Origin of the sequence: Streptomyces smaragdinus (assembly GCF_009604385.1) — a bacterium.
GTDB classification, from domain to species: domain Bacteria; phylum Actinomycetota; class Actinomycetes; order Streptomycetales; family Streptomycetaceae; genus Streptomyces; species Streptomyces smaragdinus.
The window spans coordinates 1-19,003 of record NZ_WEGJ01000040.1; the positions used below are offsets into that span (position 1 = coordinate 1).

Here is a 19,003-nt window from a genome sequence, read left to right on the forward strand (position 1 = left end):
CCCGCCCAGCCCCTCCCCGCCGCCCTCCTCGAGGTGACCGACCTCCTCGTCCCCAACGAACACGAGGCCACCGCCCTCACCGGCGAGACGGACCCGTACCGGGCGGCAAGAGCCCTCCTGCGCCAGGTCCCCGAGATCGTCGTCACCCTCGGCGCGGCGGGCTCCCTCTACGCGACCCGCGACAGCGCCCCGCTGACCGTCCCGGCCCCGAAGGTCCGCGCGGTGGACACGACGGCCGCCGGCGACACGTTCGTGGGCGCCCTGGCCGCGGCGACCGCCGGGGGCCGCCCGATGCCCGAAGCCCTCCGCTGGGCGTCCGCGGCGGCGGCCCTGTCCGTACAACGCCCGGGCGCCTCCGCCTCGATGCCGGCCCGCGAGGCGATCGACGAACTCTCCCGGAGCACCCCATGACGACCGACCCGATGACAACGGCCCCGCCCCTCCAGGGCCTCCGCGTCCTCGACCTGGCCACCCTCTTCGCCGGCCCCCTCGCCGCCACCATGCTCGGCGACTTCGGCGCCGAGGTGATCAAGGTCGAGCACCCCGGCAAACCCGACCCCTCCCGCGGCCACGGCCCCGCGAAGGACGGCGTCGGCCTCTGGTGGAAGCTCCTCGGCCGCAACAAACGCGCCATCACCCTCGACCTCAAGACGGACGGCGGCCGCGAGGTCCTCCTCAGACTGGCCGCCGAATCCGACGTGATCATCGAGAACTTCCGCCCCGGCACCCTCGAGCGCTGGAGCCTCGGCTGGGGCGACCTCTCCGCCGCCAACCCCCGCCTGGTCCTGGCCCGCGTCACGGGCTTCGGCCAGTTCGGCCCGTACGCCCACCGCCCCGGCTTCGGCACCCTCGCGGAGGCGATGAGCGGCTTCGCCGCCACGACCGGCGAGCCGGACGGGCCGCCCACGCTGCCCCCGTTCGGCCTCGCGGACTCGATCGCCGCGCTGTCGACCGCGTACGCCGTGATGACGGCGCTGGCAGCACGTGAGCGGACGGGCCGCGGACAGATCGTCGACATGGCGATCATCGAACCGATCCTGACCGTGCTCGGCCCCCAGCCCATCTGGTACGACCAGCTCGGCTACGTCCAGCCCCGCACCGGCAACCGCTCGGCGAACAACGCCCCGCGCAACACGTACCGCACCCGCGACGACGGCTGGGTCGCCGTGTCGACGTCCGCCCAGTCGATCGCCGAGCGGGTGATGCGCCTGGTCGGACGGCCGGATGTGGTGGCGGAGCCCTGGTTCGCGACGGGCACCGGGCGGGCGGGGCACGCGGCGGAGCTGGACGAGGCGGTCGGCGGGTGGATCGCGCGGCACACCCGGCGGGAGGTGATCGACGCGTTCGAGAAGGCGGAGGCGGCGATCGCGCCGGTCTACGACGTACGGGACGTGCTGGCGGACGAGCAGTACGCGGCGCTCGGCACGTTCACCACCGTGCCGGACGAGGAGCTGGGCGAGGTACGGATGCAGAACGTGCTGTTCCGGCTCTCGGAGACCCCCGGCGCCATCCGCTGGGCGGGCCGCCCGCACGGCGCGGACACGGACGCGGTGCTGGCGTCGCTGGGCTACTCCCCCGAGGCGGTCGCGGCGCTGCGCTCGGGCGGGGCCTTGTGACGGCGGACCCCGATGACGTCATCCTGACCTGGCTCTACGCCCCCGGCGACCGCCCGGACGTCGTCGCCAAGGCGCTGGCCTCGGGCGCGGACGTGGTGATCGTCGACCTGGAGGACGCCGTCGCCCCCGACCGCAAGGCCTACGCCCTGGACGCGACGGCGGAGCTCCTGGCCGCCCGCCCCCCGGTCCCGGTGCACGTCCGGGTGAACGCCCTGCACGGACCGTGGGCCCGCGCGGAGCTGGCGCGGCTGGCCGGGCTGCCCGGGGTGTCGGGGGTGCGGCTGCCGAAGGTGACGGGGCCCGAGGACGTCCGGGAGGCCGCCGGGCTGGCACCGGGCGCGGCCCTGTACGCGCTGCTGGAGTCCGCCCGGGGCGTCGAGGAGGCATACGCGATCGCCCGCGCGGGCGTGCACGGCGTGGCCCTGGGGGAGGCCGATCTGCGGGCGGAGCTGGGGGCGTCGGGCGAGGCGGGGCTGGCGTACGCGCGCGGCCGGGTGATCGTCGCGGCACGGGCCGCGGGGCTGCCGGCGCCCGCGCAGTCCGTGTACCCGGACGTACGGGACCTGGCGGGGCTGGCCCGGTCCTGCGCCGCGGGGCGGGGGCTGGGGTTCCTGGGGCGGGCGGCGATCCATCCGCGGCAGCTCCCGGTGATCGAGGCGGCGTTCCTGCCGTCGGAGGCGGAGGCCGGGGCGGCCGGGGAGATCGTACGGGCGGCGGCCGGCGATCCGGGGGCGCTGGCGCTGCCCGACGGGCGGTTCGTGGACGCGGCGGTGGTGGCCGGAGCGCGCCGTACGCTGGCGCTGGCGGCGCGCCGTAAATGATCGCGCAATACCGCGCGACCTGATCATTTACCGGAACAGAAAGATCGAATTTCTCGACCCACGAGAATTCGATCATGTTTTCCGGCCAAGATCGATAAGCGAAAAGCCCGATCCGCGACCGGCGCCCCACTGGCTCCGCTCTGCACCGATTCCCCCCGCCGCCGGACCCATGCAACTTCCGCGTAACCCTCCCGGCATGCAGCTTTCACGTCGATAACGATGCCGAACTTGTTTAGACCAGGGGCTTGCAGAACTCCGTTGAAGTGACGGTATGTTCACGACCTACCGAACGCGCGCACCAGTTGTTCAAGCCATGGAACCCCTTGGGGGACCTCTCCTACGCGGAGGGTGGATGAGCACAACCGCACCAGACGTAGCGTCAGTCCGGACCGGTGAACGCACGACCGGCATCGCCCGTCGGATTCTGCGCAACTACGTCGTACGACGGGTGTTCCGCAGCCTGTTCGTGATCTGGGTCGTCACGACCGTCATGTTCTTCATGCTCCGCCTGCTGCCGGGTAATCCGGTCGACACGTACATCGCCACCCAGATGCGTGCGGGAGGCTCGTACGAGTCGGCCGCGGCAACGGCGGCGGGCCTGTTCACGTTCGATCCGTCGACCCCGCTGATCCAGCAGTACGGCGACTATCTCTGGGCCCTTCTCCACGGTGACCTGGGCAATTCGCTGACCGGCACCACGGTCGTGGAGAAGATCTCCTCGGGTCTGCCCTGGACCCTGTTCAGCGTCGGGTACGCGCTGCTGATCGCCATCGGCGTCGGCCTGCTGCTGGGCGTCCTGATGGCCTACCGGCGCGGCGGCGTCCTCGACCACACCGTCTCCGTGATCGGCTCCGTCCTGCACGCCATCCCCAACTACCTGTTCGCGATCATCCTGGTGGTGTTCGGCGGCGTACAGCTCGGCCTCTTCGACGTGGCCGACATCCGTGGCACGTACACGGCCGGCGTCGAGCCCGAACTCTCCTTCACGTTCGTGTCCGACGCCTTCTACCACGCGTCCCTCCCGGTCACCGTCTACGTGCTGACGACGTTCGGCACCTGGGCGCTGGTGATGAAGGCGTCCACCATCACCACCCTGGAGGAGGACTACGTCACGGTGGCCCGCGCCCGCGGTCTGTCGGACCGGCGTATCGGCACCCAGTACGTGGGGCGCAACGCGGTGCTGCCGATGATCGCGCAGATCGCCACCCAGGGCAGCTTCGTCTTCGGTACCGCGATCTTCGTCGAGCTGATCCTCAAGTACGACGGCATCAGCGCCGAGTTGTTCGCCGCGATCAACGACCGCGACTACGCCACCGTGCAGGGGATCCTGCTGCTGATGACGTTCGTGGTCGTCTTCTCCAATCTGCTGGCCGAGCTCGTCAACAGCGCGCTCGACCCGCGGATCCGCGAATCGGCGAACGGAGCCGGGGGATGACAGCGATCGCACCCGGCGTCGCCGAGCCGGCGCTCGCGGCCCCCGCGCCCCGTACGGACGGCGTCTGGCGCACGATGGTCCGCAGCAAGTCGGGCCTGGCCGGGCTGGTCCTCGTGGTGCTCATCACCGGGATGAGCTATCTGGCCCCGCTGTTCGTCGACGACCACAACCCCGTCGACGCGCAGAACCGCTGGCAGGGCCCCAGTGGCGAACACTGGCTGGGCACCGACCACTCCGGCAAGGACGTCCTCAAGCAGGTCGTCCTCGGCGGGCAGACCATCATCTACGTGGGCTTCCTGGCCGCGGTGATCACCCTGGGCGTGGCCGTGGTCCTCGGCTCGCTCGCCGCGTACTACCGTGGCCGGCTGGACTCCGCGCTGCTGCAGCTCACGGACATCGTGATGACCGTCCCCGCGGTGGTCCTGCTGGCCGTCGTGGGCGCGTTCTTCGGGCTGACCACGCCGACCACCCTGGCCCTGCTGCTGGGGCTGATCACCTGGCCGGTGCTGATGCGCTCGATCCGGGCCCAGGTGCTGTCGCTGAAGGAACGGGAGTTCGTCGAGGCGGCCCGGCTGCAGGACCTCGGGAACATGCGGATCATCTTCGTCGAGATCGTCCCGAACATGGCCGGCTACATCCTGATCAACTTCATCATCGCGGTCACCAACGCCATGTACGCCCTGGTCGGCCTGTACGTCCTGGGCCTCGCCCCGCTGGCGGGCGCGAACTGGGGAATCATGATCCACCAGGCCTGGACCTACGGGGCGATCTATCTGCCCGAGGGCCGCGCCTTCATCCTCGCCCCGGTGTGCGCGATCGCGCTCTTCCAGCTCGGGCTCGTGATGCTCACCCGCTCCCTGGAGGAGATCTTCAACCCCCGGCTGTCGAAGGGATGACGTGATGACCGAGACGGCACTGCTGTCCGTACGGGATCTGCGCGTCGCGTACCGCACCGGCGGCGGGCGCATGGTCGAGGCGGTGCGCGGCGTGGACTTCGACCTCTACCCGGAGCAGACCCTCGCCCTGGTCGGCGAGTCCGGCAGCGGCAAGTCGACGCTGGGCCTGGGCCTGCTGCGGCTGCTGCCGCGTACCGGGCACATCACCGGCGGCGAGGTGGTGTACCGGGGGTCGGACCCCGAGGGCACCGACGTGCTGCGGATGGAGGGCTCGCGGCTGCGGCGCTGGCGGTGGAGCGAGGTCGCCATGGTGTTCCAGGGCGCCATGAACGCCTTCAACCCGGTGCTGAAGGTGGGCGACCAGTTCGCCGACACCATGCGGGCCCACCTGCCGCGCCAGCGGCTGGGCAAGGCGCAGGTCCGCGAGCGGTCGGCGGAGAGCCTGCGCGCGGTGCGGCTGGAGCCCGGCCAGGTGCTCGACTCGTACCCGCACGAGCTCTCCGGCGGGATGCGCCAGCGCGCGCTGATCGCGCTGGCGCTGATCCTGGAGCCGCGGGTGCTGGTGCTGGACGAGCCGACCACCGCGCTGGACCTGCTCACCCAGCGGGCCATCGTGGACATGCTGCAGGAGCTGCGGGCGGAACGCGGCTTCTCGATGATCTTCATCTCGCACGATCTGGCGCTCGCCTCCGAACTCGCCGACCGGGTCGCCACGATGTACGCGGGCCGGATCATCGAGTCCGGCACGACGCCCGACCTCTTCCGCGCCCCCCGCCACCCGTACACGGTGGGCCTGATCCGCGCCGTCCCGCCGGTCCGCGCGGGCGCGGTGGAGCCGGTGTCCATCCCGGGCGCCCCACCCAACCTGGCGCAGCTGCCCCCGGGCTGCTCGTTCGCCCCGCGCTGCGGCCACGCGACGGACGCGTGCGAGGCGACGGACCCGGCGCTGCGGACGGTCGAGGCCCGCCCGGCCGGGCAGCCGTCGCACGAGGCGGCGTGCCTGCACTGGGAGTCGGTACGGCTGGACACCGCACCCGCAGCCGCACAGGACGGCACCCCGAACGACGCCCCCGCGAAGGAGGTCGCCCAGTGACCGGTGAGCCCTTGCTGTCGCTGAAGCACGTCTCGCAGACCTTCGCCTCCAAACGTGGCGACCTGCCCGCCGTCCGCGACGTCACGCTGTCCGTGGCCCGGGGCGACGTCCTGTGCCTGGTCGGCGAGTCCGGCTGCGGCAAGACGACCACCGCCCGGATGGCGGCGGGGCTGGCGAAACCCACGGCCGGCACGGTGGAGTTCGAGGGCGCGGACATCAACCGGATGGACCGGGAACGCCACCGGGCGTACCGCAAGGCCGTCCAGTTCATCCACCAGGACCCGTACGCCTCCCTCAACCCCATCCGTACCGTCTTCGCCACCCTCTCCGCGCCCCTGCGCCGGCACGGTCTGGCGAAGAATCGCGACGAGGCCTGGGAGCAGGCCTCGGACCTGCTGCGCCGGGTCGAGCTGACCCCGCCGGCGAACTATCTGGCCAAGTACCCGCACCAGCTCTCCGGCGGCCAGCGCCAGCGCGTCGCCGTCGCCCGGGCGCTGGCCCTGAACCCCCGGCTGATCATCGCCGACGAGGCCACGTCGATGCTGGACGTGTCCATCCGGGTGGGCGTGCTGCGCATGCTGACCCGGCTGCGCGAGGAGCTGGACGTGGGGTTCGTGTTCATCACCCACGATCTGGCCATCGCCCGCTACTTCGGCGCCGGCGGCCGGATCGCCGTGATGTACCTCGGCGAGGTCGTGGAGTACGGGGCGACGGCCGACGTGATCGACGACCCGCGGCACCCGTACACCCGGGCGCTGCTCTCCGCGGTACCCGACGTCGACCCGGGACCGGAGGGACGCCGCGACCCGGGACTGCGCGGCGTCGACATCCCGAGCCTGACGGCACTGCCCTCCGGCTGCACCTTCCACCCCCGGTGCCCGCTGTTCGTACCCGGTACCTGCGACACGGCGGCGCCGGCGCTGCGGGCCGTGCCCGGCGCCGGGCAGGAGGTGGCCTGCCATGTGGTCGCCGGCAAGGCGGGCGATCCGGACGCCGTCGGGCAGCCGGCCGGGAGCGGCGCCTAGTGGAGCTTCTCGCCCGTATGACGCTGACCGTGGCGTCCTTCCTGGTCGTCGGGTCGCTGCTGATGCTGGTCACGACGAAGCCCCACACCCCGGAACACACCATCACCGTGGTTGCCCTCATCGGTGGCGTCGCCGCGATGGCGGCCGCCGTGGCCCTGATCCGGTTCAGCCACCGGCGGGGACGATCTCCTCAGGAGGGGAAATGACAGGAACAGCACCATCCGACATCTCACGCCGGCGGCTCTTCCAGGTCCTGGGGCTCGGCGCGGTGGCCGTCGCGGGCGTCCCCGGGCTGGCCGCCTGCAGCAAGGCCGACCCCAAGGACGACGACAAGAAGTCGAGCGGCGAGTTCCACGGCGCGTACCCCTTCAACAAGCCGCCGGACGGCCACTTCAACCGCGGCGGCGGCCCCAACGGCCTGGCCCCGGTTGCCATGTACCTGCTTGACGGCCCGTACTCGGACCTCATCCACATGCCGGGCGCCCTGTGGGAGTGGGAGGCCAAGAAGTGGGTGTACTACCTGGCCGAGAGCTCCGAGTTCTCCGCGGACTTCTCCACCTTCACGGTGAAGCTGCGCGCGGGCCTGAAGTGGTCCGACGGCAAGGAGCTCACGTCGCAGGACTATCTGACGACGATGTACGTCCAGTGGATCCAGAACTCGCCGTCCTGGGCGTCGATCGACAAGATCGAGGCGCCCGACAAGCAGACCTTCGTGGTCACGCTGAAGTCCCCGGCGGCCATCATCGACCGCTACATCCTGAAGAGCGCCGTCATCGACACCGGCACCTACGGTGACTTCGCGAACCGGGCGAAGGCGCTGGTCGAGTCGGGCAAGGCGACCGACAGCCCGGAGGCCGTCGCGCTGAACAAGGAGTTCAACGCGTTCCGCCCGAAGGGGATCGTGGCGTCCGGCCCCTTCACGGTGGACCCGAAGCTGATCACCGCCGCCAAGCTCACGCTGGTGAAGAACGAGAACGGCTACCGCGCCGGCGACGTCAAGTTCGACAAGATCATCCTGTTCAACGGGGAGACCCCGGACGTGGCGCCCCTGGTGGAGTCAAAGGACGTCGACTACGCCACCCACGGCTTCACCCCCGCGCAGGAGAAGGCCTTCGAGAGTGTCGGCTACCGCATCATGCGCCCGCCGACGTACAGCGGCCCGGCCCTGTTCATCAACCACGACAAGGTGAAGGCGTTCTCCGACAAGCGCGCCCGGCAGGCCCTGGCGCACGTCATCAAGCGCGGCGACGCGGGCGCGGTGGCCCTCGGGGACTCCGGAAAGGCCGTGGACTTCATGGCCGGCTTCTCCGACGTCCAGGTGCCGGACTGGCTGTCGGCGGAGGACCAGGGCAAGCTCAACAAGTACGAGAACGACCTGGCGAAGGCCGAGGACCTGCTCACCCAGGCCGGGTGGAAGAAGAAGGGCGACAGCTGGCAGACGCCGGACGGCAAGACCGCCGAGTTCGTCATCTCCTACCCGTCGGACTTCGCCGACTGGTCGGCCGCCGGGGACAACGTGGCCGAGCAGCTGAGCGACTTCGGCATCAAGGTCACCCCCAAGGGCCAGAAGTTCGAGTCGTACAACCCCGAGGTCGACAAGGGGAACTTCGAGCTGGCGATCCACGCCTGGGGCGCCTCGCAGCACCCCCACCCGCACTTCTCGTTCTCGGCGGACCTCTTCGTCCACAACATCCCGATCGCGCGGAACGCGGGCGGCCGGGGCATGGGCTTCGAGCTCAAGGTGGACTCGGACACCATGGGCAAGCTGGACCTGGAGGCCGTGGTCAACGACGCGGGCCGCGGTCTGGACGAGGCCGAGCAGAAGAAGAACGTCACGAAGGCGGCGCTGGTCTTCAACGAGCTGCTGCCGATCATCCCGCTGTTCGAGCGGTACGGGAACAACCCGGTGCTCGAGGGCACCCGGGTGGCGAAGTTCCCGGCGGACAGCGACCCGATGATGAAGAACGCCCCGTACGGCGACAACGCCGTCGTGATGGGCATCCTGGGCGGCACGATCACCCCCGCCTGACAGGTACGCGAGAGGGGGCCGGCGCACGATGCGCCGGCCCCCTCTCGGTGTCCGGGTCGGGCCCCTGGCCCCGCGGATCAGGACTTGGACGCGGCGTCCGCACCCTCGTTCTCGGCGGGCGAGTCGTCGCCCTCGGCGGCGTCCTTGCCCTCGGGAGCGTCGTCGCCGTCCTCGGAGCCGGCAGCCTCCTCATCGGCGTCGTCACCCTTGGTGAGCACCACGGACTCGTCGTCCCCGTCGTCCCCGTCGTCCTTCCCGCCCGTCTCGGCGGCGGCCTTGGCGTCGGCTCCCCGCTCGGGCTCCACGACGGCCTCCCGCCCCGGACGCATCCGGGCGGAAAGGATCATGTAAACGACCGCGAGGACGAAGACGACGATCGACGTCCACACGTTCAGCCGGATGCCCAGGAACGGCTCGTGCGCCTCGTCGATCCGCAGATACTCGATCCAGCCGCGGCCGGCGCAGTACAGCGCGACGTAGAGCGCGAAGGCCCGCCCGTGACCCATCTTGAAGCGGCGGTCCGCCCAAATGACGACGAGGGCCACACCGACGCACCACAGCGACTCGTACAGGAACGTCGGGTGATACAGACCGGGCACCCGCTCACCGTCGGCGCGGGTGATCTTCAGCGCCCAGGGAAGCGTGGTCTCCCTGCCGTAGAGCTCCTGGTTGAACCAGTTGCCCCACCGGCCGAGGGCCTGGGCGAGGGCGATACCGGGCGCGACGGCGTCCGCGTACGCGGGCAGCGGGATGCCGCGCAGCCGGCAGCCGATCCAGGCTCCGACCGCGCCGAGGGCGATGGCGCCCCAGATACCGAGGCCGCCCTCCCAGATCTTGAAGGCGTCGACCCAGTTGCCGTCCTTGCCGAAGTACGGCTCGTACGTCGTGATGACGTGGTAGAGCCGGCCTCCGACGAGGCCGAAGGGGACCGCCCAGATGGCGATGTCGGTAACGGTGGTCCGCTTGCCGCCGCGCGCCTCCCAGCGCCGTCCGCCGAGCCAGATGGCGACGAAGATGCCGGCGAGGATGCAGAAGGCGTAGCCGCGGAGCGGAACGGCGCCGATGTGCCACACGCCGTTGTCAGGGCTGGGGATATAAGCGATGTCCATGGCGCTCCGACCGTATCGTGCCGGGCAGGGCCTGTGACAACCCGCCTCACAACGTCTGGATAACTCCTGCGGCCCCGCCCGGGTTCCGGACGGGGTCGCGGGACCGCAAGTGTCAGGCCTTCCCGGCCTCGGCGACGAGCGACTTCAGCCTGTCGGGGGTGAGGTCCGAGCCCTGCCCGTAAATGTTCTTGCCATCCAGAAGCACGGTCGGCGTCCCGCTGTGACCGGAGTCACGGAAGGCGTTGTCGGACCGCTTGACCCAGGAGTCGTACGTACCGTCGTCGACGCACTTGCGGAAGGCGGCGCCGTCGAGCCCGCCGGCCGTCTTCGCGAGGTCCAGCAGCTTGCCGTTGTCGGCGAAGGCGTCATCGGTCTCCGGCGGCTGGTTGGCGTAGAGCACATCGTGATAGGCCCGGAACCGCCCCCGGTCGGAGGCACAGGCGGCGGCATTGGCCGAACGCAGCGACCCCTCACCACCCAGATTGCCGTCGATCAGGGTGACCAGCCGGTACTCGGTCTTCAGCTGCCCGCTGTCCACGAGCTCGTGGATGGTCTTGCTGAAGCCCTTCTCGAACGCGGCACAGGCCGGACACCGGAAGTCCTCGTAAACGGTGAGCGTCGCAGGCGCACCACTCTTCCCGTCGAGAATCGCCAGCCGGTCCTTCCCCGTGACCCCCCGCGGATAAGCCTGGGGGCTGCCGCGCCCGTCGTCCTTGCTGTTGGTCACCACGGCGGCGGCGATCCCGGCGACCGCCAGCACACCCACGACGGACAGCAGCGCCAGCAGCGTCCGCCTCCGCCGGTGCGCAGCCGCCTGCCGCTCCCGCTCGACCGCCAGCCGCTCCCGGGCGGCCCGTTTGCCCTCGCTGTTCTTCGCACTCACGTGGGGCTCAACGAGAACGCCCCGGGCACGTCACGGCCCCCGCGCTATCGTGACGGCACGAACCGTTTGGGGGACGTGATGGCGGAGAGCCCGCAGGACGACAAGCTGCCCGACGACATATGGGCGAAATTCCAGGACGACTCCTGGGCGCGGACATCAAACGCCCCGAAGGAACCCTCGGCCAGAGCCCGCATGGTCACGGACCGCCTCCGCCACGAGGAGGCATCGACCCCCCGCCCCCGCAAACCACGCAAACCCCGCCCCCGCTACCTCCGCTGGCAGGGCGGCCTCCGCCCCTGGGCCATAGGCACGGCAGCACTGGGAGGCGTCGTACTCCTGTCCTGGCTGGCGGCGCAGATCCCCCCGCACTGGATCTTCTGACCGGAAAAACACGAACCGCACCCGCCGACGCAACAAGACGCCGGGCCGCAGCACTGCCGGAAAAGAAACAAACCGCACCCGCCGACGCAACAAGACGGCGGACCGCAGCACTGCCGGAAAGAAGCAAACCGCACCCGCCGACGCAACGAGGGGACGGGCCGCAGCAGTGGCGGAGCGTGGCCCGGCACCGAGACCAAGATCTCCACGTCCAGCGGAGCCACTGCTGCGGCCCGTCCCCGGACACACGACGCCGATCAGCCCGCCCGGCGTTTGAGGGCAAGGCGCGAAGCGCCGACGGGGTCTGGGGCGGAGCCCCAGAAACGTCACCCCCTGCGGACCCCCGCAGCAAGCTCACCGGCAAGCGCCCGAACCGCCGCCAGCCCCGCCGAACGATCGGAACCGGCGTCAAGCAACCGCGCGACAAAGGCGGAGCCCACGATCACGCCATCGGCAAACGACGCCACCTCCGAAGCCTGGGCAGCGTTGGAAACCCCCAGCCCCACACACACCGGCAACGCCGTAACGGCCCGAGTCCGCCGCACAAGATCGGCCGCCTGCTCCCCCACGGAGGCCCGCGTACCGGTAACCCCCATCAGGGAAGCCGCGTACACGAACCCCGACCCAGCAGCAGTGATCTTCGCCAGCCGCGAATCCCGGCTGGACGGCGCGACGACAAACACCGTGGCCAGCCCGAACTTCTCCGCGGCGGCCCGCCACACAGCGGACTCCTCCACCGGCAGATCCGGCAAAATGCACCCGGCCCCCCCGGCGGCCGCGAGATCTTCGGCAAACCGCTCGACCCCGTACCGGTCCACAGGATTCCAGTACGTCATCACCAGCACAGGCGCGGACGTCCGCCGATAAACCTCGGCCACGGTCCGAAGCACATCAACGATCTTCAGCCCACCCCGCAGCGCGATATCGTCCGCGGTCTGAATCACAGGCCCGTCGAGCACCGGATCGGAGTGCGGCAGCCCGACCTCGACCACATCGCACCCCCCCTCCAGCATGGCGACGAGCGCCTCGATCCCCCCGTCCACATCGGGGAACCCGGCCGGCAGATACCCGACCAGCGCCGCCCGCCCCTCGGCCGAGGCCGAGGCGAGGACCGAGTCCAGCGAAGAAATGTTCCCGCGAGTCACTGAGCCGCCCCCTCGTCGTACAGCCCGAAGTACCGGGCAGCCGTGTCCATGTCCTTGTCACCGCGCCCGGAGAGATTGACCACGAGCAGCCCCTCCGGCCCGAGCTCCCGCCCGAGCTCCAGCGCACCGGCGAGCGCGTGGGCGCTCTCGATGGCCGGAATGATGCCCTCGCTGCGCGACAGCAGCCGCAGCGCCTGCATCGCGGCGTCGTCGGTGACCGCGCGGTACTCGGCCCGCCCGGTGTCCTTCAGATACGCGTGCTCCGGCCCGACGCCCGGGTAGTCGAGGCCGGCGGAGATGGAGTACGGCTCGGTGATCTGGCCGTCCTCGTCCTGCAGGACGTACGACCGGGAGCCGTGCAGGATCCCGGGGTCGCCCTGGCTGAGGGTGGCCGCGTGTTCGCCGGTCTCGATGCCGTGGCCGGCGGGCTCGCAGCCGACGAGGCGGACGGCGGAGTCGTCGAGGAAGGCGTGGAAGAGGCCGATGGCGTTGGAGCCGCCGCCGACGCAGGCGACGGCGGCGTCGGGGAGCCGGCCGGCGCGTTCGAGGAGCTGGCGCCGGGCCTCGACCCCGATGACCCGGTGGAAGTCGCGGACCATGGCGGGGAAGGGGTGGGGGCCGGCGACCGTACCGAAGAGGTAGTGGGTGCGGTCGACGTTGGCGACCCAGTCGCGGAACGCCTCGTTGATGGCGTCCTTCAGGGTGCGGCTGCCGGAGGCGACGGAGACGACCTCGGCGCCGAGCATCCGCATCCGGGCGACGTTGAGCGCCTGGCGCTGCGTGTCGACCTCGCCCATGTAGATGGTGCAGTCGAGGCCGAAGAGGGCGCAGGCGGTGGCGGTGGCCACGCCGTGCTGGCCGGCGCCGGTCTCGGCGATGACGCGGGTCTTGCCCATCCGGCGGGTGAGCAGCGCCTGCCCCAGCACATTGTTGATCTTGTGCGAGCCGGTGTGGTTGAGGTCCTCCCGCTTGAGGAAGACCCGCGCGCCGCCGGCGTGCTCGGCGAACCGGGGCACCTCGGTGAGCGCGGAGGGCCGGCCGGTGTAGTTGACGAGGAGGTCCTCCAGCTCGGCGGCGAAGGAGGGGTCGTGCTTGGCCTTGTCGTACTCGACGGCGACCTCGTCCACGGCGGCGACGAGGGCCTCCGGGATGAACTTGCCGCCGAAGGTGCCGAAGTAGCCGCTGGGGCTGGGGACGACACCCTGTGGGTCGGGAATGAAGAACTCGGACATCCGAGGCTCCTTCTGCGCTGCATTATTCCGGGGGCAACCCCCGGACCCCCGGCCGACAAGCAGTGGTCGGCCGGAGTGATCGGAGCACCGTCACAGAAACGGGGCGACGGTGGCGTAGGGGACAGGTCTGCGGGGCGTCAGCCCCGCCGTCCCCCGCGCCATCGGCGCCCGTTGATCTGTCCGGGCTCGGCCCCGATGTGGTAGCGGACGCGCCGGCCGCGGATCCGGCGCGCGGGCGCGCGACAGCCACGGGGCCGGCAGCCCCGGGCGAGTCGCGCACAGATTCTCATACGAAAAGTCAGCTCCGCCCGTGCCGCAGCGCCGGGTGCGCGCCCGCCGCCACCAGGTCGGCGACCGCGGTGCGCGGGTCCTTGCCGGTGACCAGGGACTCGCCGACGAGGACGGCGTCCGCGCCGTCGTTGGCGTACGCGATGAGGTCGTGCGGCCCGCGGACGCCGGACTCGGCGACCGTGACGATCCCGGCGGGAATCTCGGGGGCGACGCGGCCGAAGGTCGAGCGGTCGACCTCGAGCGTCTTGAGGTTACGGGCGTTCACGCCGACGATCTTCGCACCTGCGGCGACGGCCCGTTCGGCCTCCTCCTCGTCGTGCGCCTCGACGAGCGGGGTGAGCCCGATGGACTCGGCCCGCTCGATGAGGGAGACGAGGGCCTCCTGCTCCAGCGCGGCGACGATGAGCAGCGCCAGGTCGGCGCCGTACGCGCGGGCCTCCCAGAGCTGGTAGGCGGTGACGATGAAGTCCTTGCGCAGGACGGGGATGTCGACCTTGGCGCGGACTGCCTCGAGGTCGGCGAGGGAGCCGCCGAAGCGGCGCTGCTCGGTGAGCACGGAGATGACGGCCGCGCCCCCGGCCTCGTAGTCGGCGGCGAGCGCCGCGGGGTCGGCGATGGCGGCCAGCGCGCCCTTGGACGGGCTGGAGCGCTTGACCTCGCAGATCACCCGTACCGAGTCGCCCTTCAGGGCGGCGACGCCGTCACGGGCGGACGGTGCGCGGGCGGCACGTTCCTTGAGCTCCTCGAGGCTGACCCGCGCCTGCCGCTCGGCGAGGTCCTCCCGGACGCCGTCGATGATCTCGTCGAGCACACTCACGGGAGCGGACCTCCTTGAGGGGGGTGTGGGGCATCTGTGATGGTATCCGGCCACGGGCGAAGGGCCCGCATCCGGTTGACGGCGTCCCGGGTGGTGGACACGGACGGGTGCCCCGGGGGCGGCCGGCCAGGGGGTTCAGGGGGCGAGGACATGGCCGAAGGGGAGGTTGCGTACGACGGTGAACGCGACCATGAGGGCGCCTGCCGCCCAGCCGTGCGCCGTGCGCACCGGGAGCGTGAGCTCGCGGTCGCGGGCGGCGGCCAGGGCCCAGGCGGTGAGGACGAAGAGGGTGGCGGCGACGGCGGCGAGGGCCAGCGCGTTGGCGCCGGCGGCTCCGGCGAGGTCGCCGTGGGTGAGGGCGTGCACGCTGCGCAGACCGCCGCAGCCGGGGCAGTACCGGCCGGTGAGGGCCAGGACGGGGCAGCCGGGGTAGTGGCCGGGCTCGTTCGGGTCGACGGCCGCGACATAGGCCGCGGCCCCGGCGGCCAGCGCCAGGGCCGTCCCGGGTCCCGCCAGCCGGCGGACGAGGGCGGGAGCGGGGCGGGGGGTGTCGGGCACCCCCCGATTCTCCCGCCGCACGCCTCGTACCGCTACGCGGTCGCCGCCGGCGAGGTCCCCCGGAGGGTCACTCCGCGGTGCGGACCGGGGTGGCGTCCGGCTTGCCCATGCCCGCGGCGCTCATCACGCCGCCGACGACGGCGGCGAGGCCGATGACGCCGATGCTGGCCCAGAAGCCGACCGGCGAGCCGGCGACCAGGAAGTAGCCGCCGGCGAGGAAGCCCACGAACGCGATGATCACGCCGGTCCACGCCGCCGGCGTGTGGCCGTGGTCGGTGCCGTGGCCGTTGCTGTCCGCCATGAGTGCTCCTTGCCGAGGTACGAGAAGGGTTGACGTGTGTGTCGGTCGGGGCCGGTACACGGCCCCGGTCGGGGCGGCTGTACGGCTCCCCTCTCATTGTCCCCGATCGGAGTAACGCCCCGGCCCCCGGGGGTCAGCTCGCGGCCGTCGGATCCTCGCCGCGGTCGAGTGCCTGCCACAGCTCCTCGGGGCGTGCGGGGCCCGAGGACGGGGTGGCGCGGCGGGGCGCGGGGGCGCCGGAGCGCTCGTAACGGCCGGACATCGCGGGCCAGTTCGCCCCGTGGCGCAGGGCGAGGGCGCCGGCGAGCAGGAGCAGGAGGCCGCCGGCGGCGGCGACCCAGGGCCAGGCGGTCTGTGTGAGGTTCTCCACATTCGCCCCGGTCAGTCCGGAGGTCCGGGAGGCCTTCTCGGTCAGCGCCCCGCCGTCGCCGCGGACGGCGAGGGAGACGGCGGTCACCCCGGCGCCGGAGAGCGTGAGCAGCGCGGCGACGATGCGGCGTCCGGTACGGCGGACGGCGAACACCGCGACGAGGGCGGCGAGGCCGACGACGGCGAGGGCGGCGGGCAGCTCGGTGACGTCCCGCCCGCTGGCGACGACGTGCAGCGCGCCCTCGCCGGTCACGGCGGGGGCCTCGCCCTCGATCCAGACGCGCCCGGCGGACGCGAGCACGACGGCGGCGCCCGCCGCACCGCCGAGCAGTGCGAGGGCGAGGGGCTTACGGGGGGTGGGGGGCGGGGTGGTCACGTCCTTCAGTGTGCCTCAGCCGTCCCGGGGGCCGTGGACACCCCCCGTCGGAGCGCTGAGGGAAACGTTTCACCGAATTTACGATCACCCTCTGTTCGAGCATGACATGTACGCGTAATATCCCGCCGACTGCGGGAAACCCCCGCCGACTTCCCTCACCGAGGAGACCGATGCGCACCCTCTCCCTCCCCCGCAAGCTGCTGGGCGCCACCGCCCTGGCCTGCACCCTCTCCCTCGCCCCGCTCACTACCCCGAGCGGACTGGCCGCAAGCGCCCCGACCGCCTCGGACTGCGCGCCGACCGACTCCTTGGCCCGCAAGGCGGACACGCACAAGTCGAACGGCGCGCACGAGCCGAACGAGGTGACCGAGGCCAAGGCCGCCGCGATGGACAAGGACCTCAGGGCCCGCCTCGCGGACAAGCGGCGCACGGGCGAGAGCACCGCCATGGTGGCCGCGACCGTACCGGTGTACTTCCACGTGATCCACAACGGGTCGGCCGGCAATCTGACCTCGGCGGACATAGCCGCGCAGATGGACGTGCTGAACGCCGCCTACGCGGGCGGGGGCACCGGGAACACGGACACCGGCCTGCAGTTCACGCTGGCCGGCACCGACTGGACCGACAACGCCACCTGGTACAACCTGACGGACGGCTCCACCGCCGAGCGCGCCATGAAGACGGCGCTGCGCCAGGGCGGCGCCAACGCGCTGAACGTCTACACGGCGAACCTCGGCGGCGGGCTGCTCGGCTGGGCGACGTTCCCCAGCTCGTACGCCTCCAACCCGGCGATGGACGGCGTGGTCATCCTCGACGAGTCGCTGCCGGGCGGCTCGGCCACCAACTACAACCTCGGTGACACCGCCACCCACGAGGTCGGCCACTGGGCGGGGCTCTACCACACCTTCCAGGGCGGCTGCAACGGCAAGGGCGACTACGTCGACGACACCGCGGCGGAGAAGGCTCCGGCGTACGCCTGCCCGACCGGTCAGGACAGCTGCGCCCGTCAGGCGGGCGTGGACCCGATCCACAACTTCATGGACTACACGTACGACTCCTGCATGTACCAGTTCACCCCGGGCCAGGTGGCGCGGATGCAGGCCGCCTGGACGGCCTACCGCGCCTAGGACCCCAGGCGGTTGGCCGTGTCCACGGCCCTGAGCACCGCCGCCGCCTTGTTGCGGCACTCCGTGTCCTCCGCGGCGGGGTCGGAGTCGGCGACGACTCCGGCCCCGGCCTGGACGTACGCCGTCCCGTCGCGCAGCAGCGCGGTGCGGATGGCGATCGCCGTGTCGGCGTCCCCGGCGAAGTCCAGATAGCCCACGCAACCGCCGTACAGCCCGCGGCGGGTGGGCTCGAGCTCCTCGATGATCTGCATCGCCCGGGGCTTGGGCGCGCCGGACAGGGTGCCGGCCGGGAAGCACGCGGTGAGCACGTCGAAGGCGGTGCGGTCGGCGCGCACCGTGCCGGTGACCGTCGAGACGATGTGCATGACGTGGCTGTAGCGCTCGACGGACATGAAGTCGACGACCTCGACGCTGCCCGGCTCGCAGACCCGGCCCAGGTCGTTGCGCCCGAGGTCGACGAGCATCAGATGCTCGGCGCGCTCCTTGGCGTCTCCCAGCAGTTCCTCCGCGAGCGCCGCGTCCTGCCGCGGCGTCGCGCCGCGCGGCCGGGTGCCGGCGATGGGGTGCAGCATCGCGCGCCCGTCCTCGACCTTGACCAGGGCCTCCGGGCTGGAGCCGACGACGTCGAAGCCGTCGAAGCGGAACAGGTACATGTACGGGGACGGGTTGGTCGCCCGCAGCACCCGGTAGACGTCCAGGGCGCTCGCCCGGCACGGGGTCTCGAAGCGCTGCGACGGGACGACCTGGAAGGCCTCCCCGGCGCGGATGCGCTCCTTCACGTCCTCGACGGCCTTCTGGTACTCGGATCCGCCCCACTGCGCCGTGAACTCCGGCACCACGGACGGCGGGAGCGGCGCGGCGCCGGCGGCGACCGGGCGGGCGAGGTCCGCCTCCATGGCGTCGAGGCGGGCGACGGCGTCGGCGTGGGCGTCGTCGACGCCGGTGTCGAGGTCGTTGTGGTTGATGGCGTTGGCGATCAACAGGACGCTGCCGTCCCAGTGGTCGAGCACCGCGAGGTCCGAGGTGAGCATCATCGTCAGCTCGGGCAGGCCCAGGTCGTCGGTGGCCGAGTCGCCGACGCGCTCGAGGCGGCGGACGATGTCGTATCCGAGGTAGCCCGTCATCCCGCCGGTGAACGGGGGCAGTCCGAGGTCCTGGTCGTGCAGGTCGCGCGGGGTGTGCAGGGCCTGGATCGTGGCGCGCAGGGCCTGCAGCGGGTCGCCCGAGGCGGGGACGCCGACGGGCGGGGTGCCGAGCCAGTGCGCCTCGCCGTCGCGGACCGTGAGGGTGGCGGAGCTGCGGACGCCGACGAAGGAATAGCGCGACCAGGAGCGGCCGTTCTCCGCCGACTCCAGCAGGAACGTCCCCGGGCGCTCGGCGGCCAGCTTGCGGTACAGCCCGACGGGCGTGTCCCCGTCGGCGAGCAGCCGGCGGACGACCGGAATGACCCGGCGGTCCTTCGCCAGCGTGCGGAAGGTGTCGAGGTCGGGAGTCGTCATGGC

At 71.7% G+C, this 19,003-nt stretch carries 21 protein-coding genes; 11 read left to right on the forward strand and 10 right to left on the reverse strand.

Going from position 1 to position 19,003, the window contains the following annotated elements; translation table 11 throughout:
• From SRB5_RS30105 to SRB5_RS30145, 9 genes are all read left to right on the forward strand, one after another.
• Positions 1 to 411, forward strand: a 411-nt coding sequence (locus SRB5_RS30105) for a PfkB family carbohydrate kinase (protein ID WP_194293072.1), incomplete at its 5' end; no start/stop codon positions are given.
• Positions 408 to 1,616, forward strand: coding sequence for a CaiB/BaiF CoA transferase family protein (locus SRB5_RS30110; RefSeq protein ID WP_153456631.1), 1,209 nt, complete (start codon positions 408 to 410; stop codon positions 1,614 to 1,616). The genes SRB5_RS30105 and SRB5_RS30110, both read left to right, overlap by 4 nt.
• Positions 1,613 to 2,437, forward strand: a complete 825-nt coding sequence (locus SRB5_RS30115; protein ID WP_323378724.1) for an HpcH/HpaI aldolase/citrate lyase family protein — start codon at positions 1,613 to 1,615, stop codon at positions 2,435 to 2,437. The genes SRB5_RS30110 and SRB5_RS30115 overlap by 4 nt, the downstream gene beginning before the upstream one ends.
• Before the next feature lie 352 nt (positions 2,438 to 2,789).
• Positions 2,790 to 3,872, forward strand: a complete 1,083-nt coding sequence (locus tag SRB5_RS30120) for an ABC transporter permease (protein ID WP_153456632.1) — start codon at positions 2,790 to 2,792, stop codon at positions 3,870 to 3,872.
• Positions 3,869 to 4,768: an ABC transporter permease gene (locus SRB5_RS30125; protein WP_153456633.1), complete on the forward strand. Its 900-nt coding sequence runs from the start codon at positions 3,869 to 3,871 to the stop codon at positions 4,766 to 4,768. The genes SRB5_RS30120 and SRB5_RS30125 overlap by 4 nt, the downstream gene beginning before the upstream one ends.
• Positions 4,769 to 4,772: 4 nt before the next feature.
• Positions 4,773 to 5,861, forward strand: coding sequence for an ABC transporter ATP-binding protein (locus SRB5_RS30130; protein WP_153456634.1), 1,089 nt, complete (start codon positions 4,773 to 4,775; stop codon positions 5,859 to 5,861).
• Positions 5,858 to 6,886 carry an ABC transporter ATP-binding protein gene (locus tag SRB5_RS30135; protein WP_323378725.1) on the forward strand — a complete coding sequence of 343 codons (1,029 nt, stop codon included), beginning with the start codon at positions 5,858 to 5,860 and terminating at the stop codon, positions 6,884 to 6,886. The genes SRB5_RS30130 and SRB5_RS30135 overlap by 4 nt, the downstream gene beginning before the upstream one ends.
• A 17-nt stretch (positions 6,887 to 6,903) precedes the next feature.
• Positions 6,904 to 7,092, forward strand: coding sequence for a hypothetical protein (locus SRB5_RS30140; protein WP_153456635.1), 189 nt, complete (start codon positions 6,904 to 6,906; stop codon positions 7,090 to 7,092).
• Positions 7,089 to 8,915: an ABC transporter substrate-binding protein gene (locus tag SRB5_RS30145; RefSeq protein ID WP_153456636.1), complete on the forward strand. Its 1,827-nt coding sequence runs from the start codon at positions 7,089 to 7,091 to the stop codon at positions 8,913 to 8,915. The genes SRB5_RS30140 and SRB5_RS30145 overlap by 4 nt, the downstream gene beginning before the upstream one ends.
• 77 nt (positions 8,916 to 8,992) lie before the next feature.
• On the opposite strand, the gene lgt is transcribed toward SRB5_RS30145, so the two are convergent.
• Together lgt and SRB5_RS30155 are read right to left on the reverse strand one after the other, a co-directional pair.
• Complete coding sequence (lgt, locus tag SRB5_RS30150) at positions 8,993 to 10,024, reverse strand: prolipoprotein diacylglyceryl transferase (protein ID WP_153456637.1); 1,032 nt, start codon at positions 10,022 to 10,024, stop codon at positions 8,993 to 8,995.
• A gap of 112 nt (positions 10,025 to 10,136) precedes the next feature.
• A complete protein-coding gene (locus SRB5_RS30155; protein ID WP_323378726.1) occupies positions 10,137 to 10,907 on the reverse strand; it encodes a DsbA family protein in 771 nt (256 codons plus the stop codon).
• Positions 10,908 to 10,985: 78 nt separating this feature from the next.
• Here SRB5_RS30155 and SRB5_RS30160 point away from each other — a divergent pair, with 78 nt between their 5' ends.
• The gene (locus SRB5_RS30160) at positions 10,986 to 11,288 is read left to right on the forward strand and encodes a hypothetical protein (protein ID WP_153456638.1); all 303 of its coding nucleotides are present in this window, start codon (positions 10,986 to 10,988) and stop codon (positions 11,286 to 11,288) included.
• Positions 11,289 to 11,611: 323 nt separating this feature from the next.
• Here the strand turns inward: SRB5_RS30160 and trpA are convergent, their stop codons facing one another.
• The 7 genes from trpA to SRB5_RS30190 all read right to left on the reverse strand — a co-directional run bounded on the left by trpA (position 11,612) and on the right by SRB5_RS30190 (position 16,374).
• Positions 11,612 to 12,430: a tryptophan synthase subunit alpha gene (gene trpA / locus SRB5_RS30165; RefSeq protein WP_323378727.1), complete on the reverse strand. Its 819-nt coding sequence runs from the start codon at positions 12,428 to 12,430 to the stop codon at positions 11,612 to 11,614.
• Positions 12,427 to 13,662: a tryptophan synthase subunit beta gene (gene trpB, locus SRB5_RS30170; RefSeq protein WP_153456639.1), complete on the reverse strand. Its 1,236-nt coding sequence runs from the start codon at positions 13,660 to 13,662 to the stop codon at positions 12,427 to 12,429. Before trpB ends, trpA begins: the two co-directional genes overlap by 4 nt.
• Before the next feature lie 137 nt (positions 13,663 to 13,799).
• Positions 13,800 to 13,952 carry a tryptophan biosynthesis modulator TrpM gene (gene trpM, locus SRB5_RS37790; protein ID WP_407704002.1) on the reverse strand — a complete coding sequence of 51 codons (153 nt, stop codon included), beginning with the start codon at positions 13,950 to 13,952 and terminating at the stop codon, positions 13,800 to 13,802.
• Between the two features lie 8 nt (positions 13,953 to 13,960).
• Positions 13,961 to 14,770 (reverse strand): indole-3-glycerol phosphate synthase TrpC, encoded by an 810-nt coding sequence (trpC, locus tag SRB5_RS30175; RefSeq protein ID WP_323378728.1) that lies wholly within the window; start codon positions 14,768 to 14,770, stop codon positions 13,961 to 13,963.
• 135 nt (positions 14,771 to 14,905) lie between these two features.
• The gene (locus tag SRB5_RS30180) at positions 14,906 to 15,328 is read right to left on the reverse strand and encodes a DUF2752 domain-containing protein (RefSeq protein ID WP_323378729.1); all 423 of its coding nucleotides are present in this window, start codon (positions 15,326 to 15,328) and stop codon (positions 14,906 to 14,908) included.
• Between the two features lie 67 nt (positions 15,329 to 15,395).
• Positions 15,396 to 15,629 (reverse strand): HGxxPAAW family protein, encoded by a 234-nt coding sequence (locus SRB5_RS30185; protein WP_153456640.1) that lies wholly within the window; start codon positions 15,627 to 15,629, stop codon positions 15,396 to 15,398.
• Positions 15,630 to 15,762: 133 nt separating this feature from the next.
• On the reverse strand, positions 15,763 to 16,374 hold the full coding sequence (locus SRB5_RS30190) for a TIGR02234 family membrane protein (protein ID WP_323378730.1): 612 nt from the start codon (positions 16,372 to 16,374) through the stop codon (positions 15,763 to 15,765).
• Between the two features lie 170 nt (positions 16,375 to 16,544).
• Here SRB5_RS30190 and SRB5_RS30195 point away from each other — a divergent pair, with 170 nt between their 5' ends.
• The gene (locus SRB5_RS30195) at positions 16,545 to 17,501 is read left to right on the forward strand and encodes a zinc metalloprotease (RefSeq protein ID WP_153456642.1); all 957 of its coding nucleotides are present in this window, start codon (positions 16,545 to 16,547) and stop codon (positions 17,499 to 17,501) included.
• Here SRB5_RS30195 and SRB5_RS30200 read toward each other — a convergent pair.
• A complete protein-coding gene (locus tag SRB5_RS30200; RefSeq protein WP_153456643.1) occupies positions 17,498 to 19,000 on the reverse strand; it encodes an anthranilate synthase component I in 1,503 nt (500 codons plus the stop codon). The genes SRB5_RS30195 and SRB5_RS30200 overlap by 4 nt on opposite strands.
• Positions 19,001 to 19,003 lie beyond the last annotated feature (3 nt).

Coding starts and splice junctions, on each gene's coding strand:
- SRB5_RS30110 (WP_153456631.1), top strand. CDS start 408: ATGACGACCGACCCGATGACAACGGCCCCGCCCCTCCAGGGCCTCCGC.
- SRB5_RS30120 (WP_153456632.1), top strand. CDS start 2,790: ATGAGCACAACCGCACCAGACGTAGCGTCAGTCCGGACCGGTGAACGC.
- SRB5_RS30125 (WP_153456633.1), top strand. CDS start 3,869: ATGACAGCGATCGCACCCGGCGTCGCCGAGCCGGCGCTCGCGGCCCCC.
- SRB5_RS30130 (WP_153456634.1), top strand. CDS start 4,773: ATGACCGAGACGGCACTGCTGTCCGTACGGGATCTGCGCGTCGCGTAC.
- SRB5_RS30140 (WP_153456635.1), top strand. CDS start 6,904: ATGACGCTGACCGTGGCGTCCTTCCTGGTCGTCGGGTCGCTGCTGATG.
- SRB5_RS30145 (WP_153456636.1), top strand. CDS start 7,089: ATGACAGGAACAGCACCATCCGACATCTCACGCCGGCGGCTCTTCCAG.
- lgt (WP_153456637.1), bottom strand. CDS start 10,024: ATGGACATCGCTTATATCCCCAGCCCTGACAACGGCGTGTGGCACATC.
- SRB5_RS30160 (WP_153456638.1), top strand. CDS start 10,986: ATGGCGGAGAGCCCGCAGGACGACAAGCTGCCCGACGACATATGGGCG.
- trpB (WP_153456639.1), bottom strand. CDS start 13,662: ATGTCCGAGTTCTTCATTCCCGACCCACAGGGTGTCGTCCCCAGCCCC.
- trpM (WP_407704002.1), bottom strand. CDS start 13,952: ATGAGAATCTGTGCGCGACTCGCCCGGGGCTGCCGGCCCCGTGGCTGT.
- SRB5_RS30185 (WP_153456640.1), bottom strand. CDS start 15,629: ATGGCGGACAGCAACGGCCACGGCACCGACCACGGCCACACGCCGGCG.
- SRB5_RS30195 (WP_153456642.1), top strand. CDS start 16,545: ATGCGCACCCTCTCCCTCCCCCGCAAGCTGCTGGGCGCCACCGCCCTG.
- SRB5_RS30200 (WP_153456643.1), bottom strand. CDS start 19,000: ATGACGACTCCCGACCTCGACACCTTCCGCACGCTGGCGAAGGACCGC.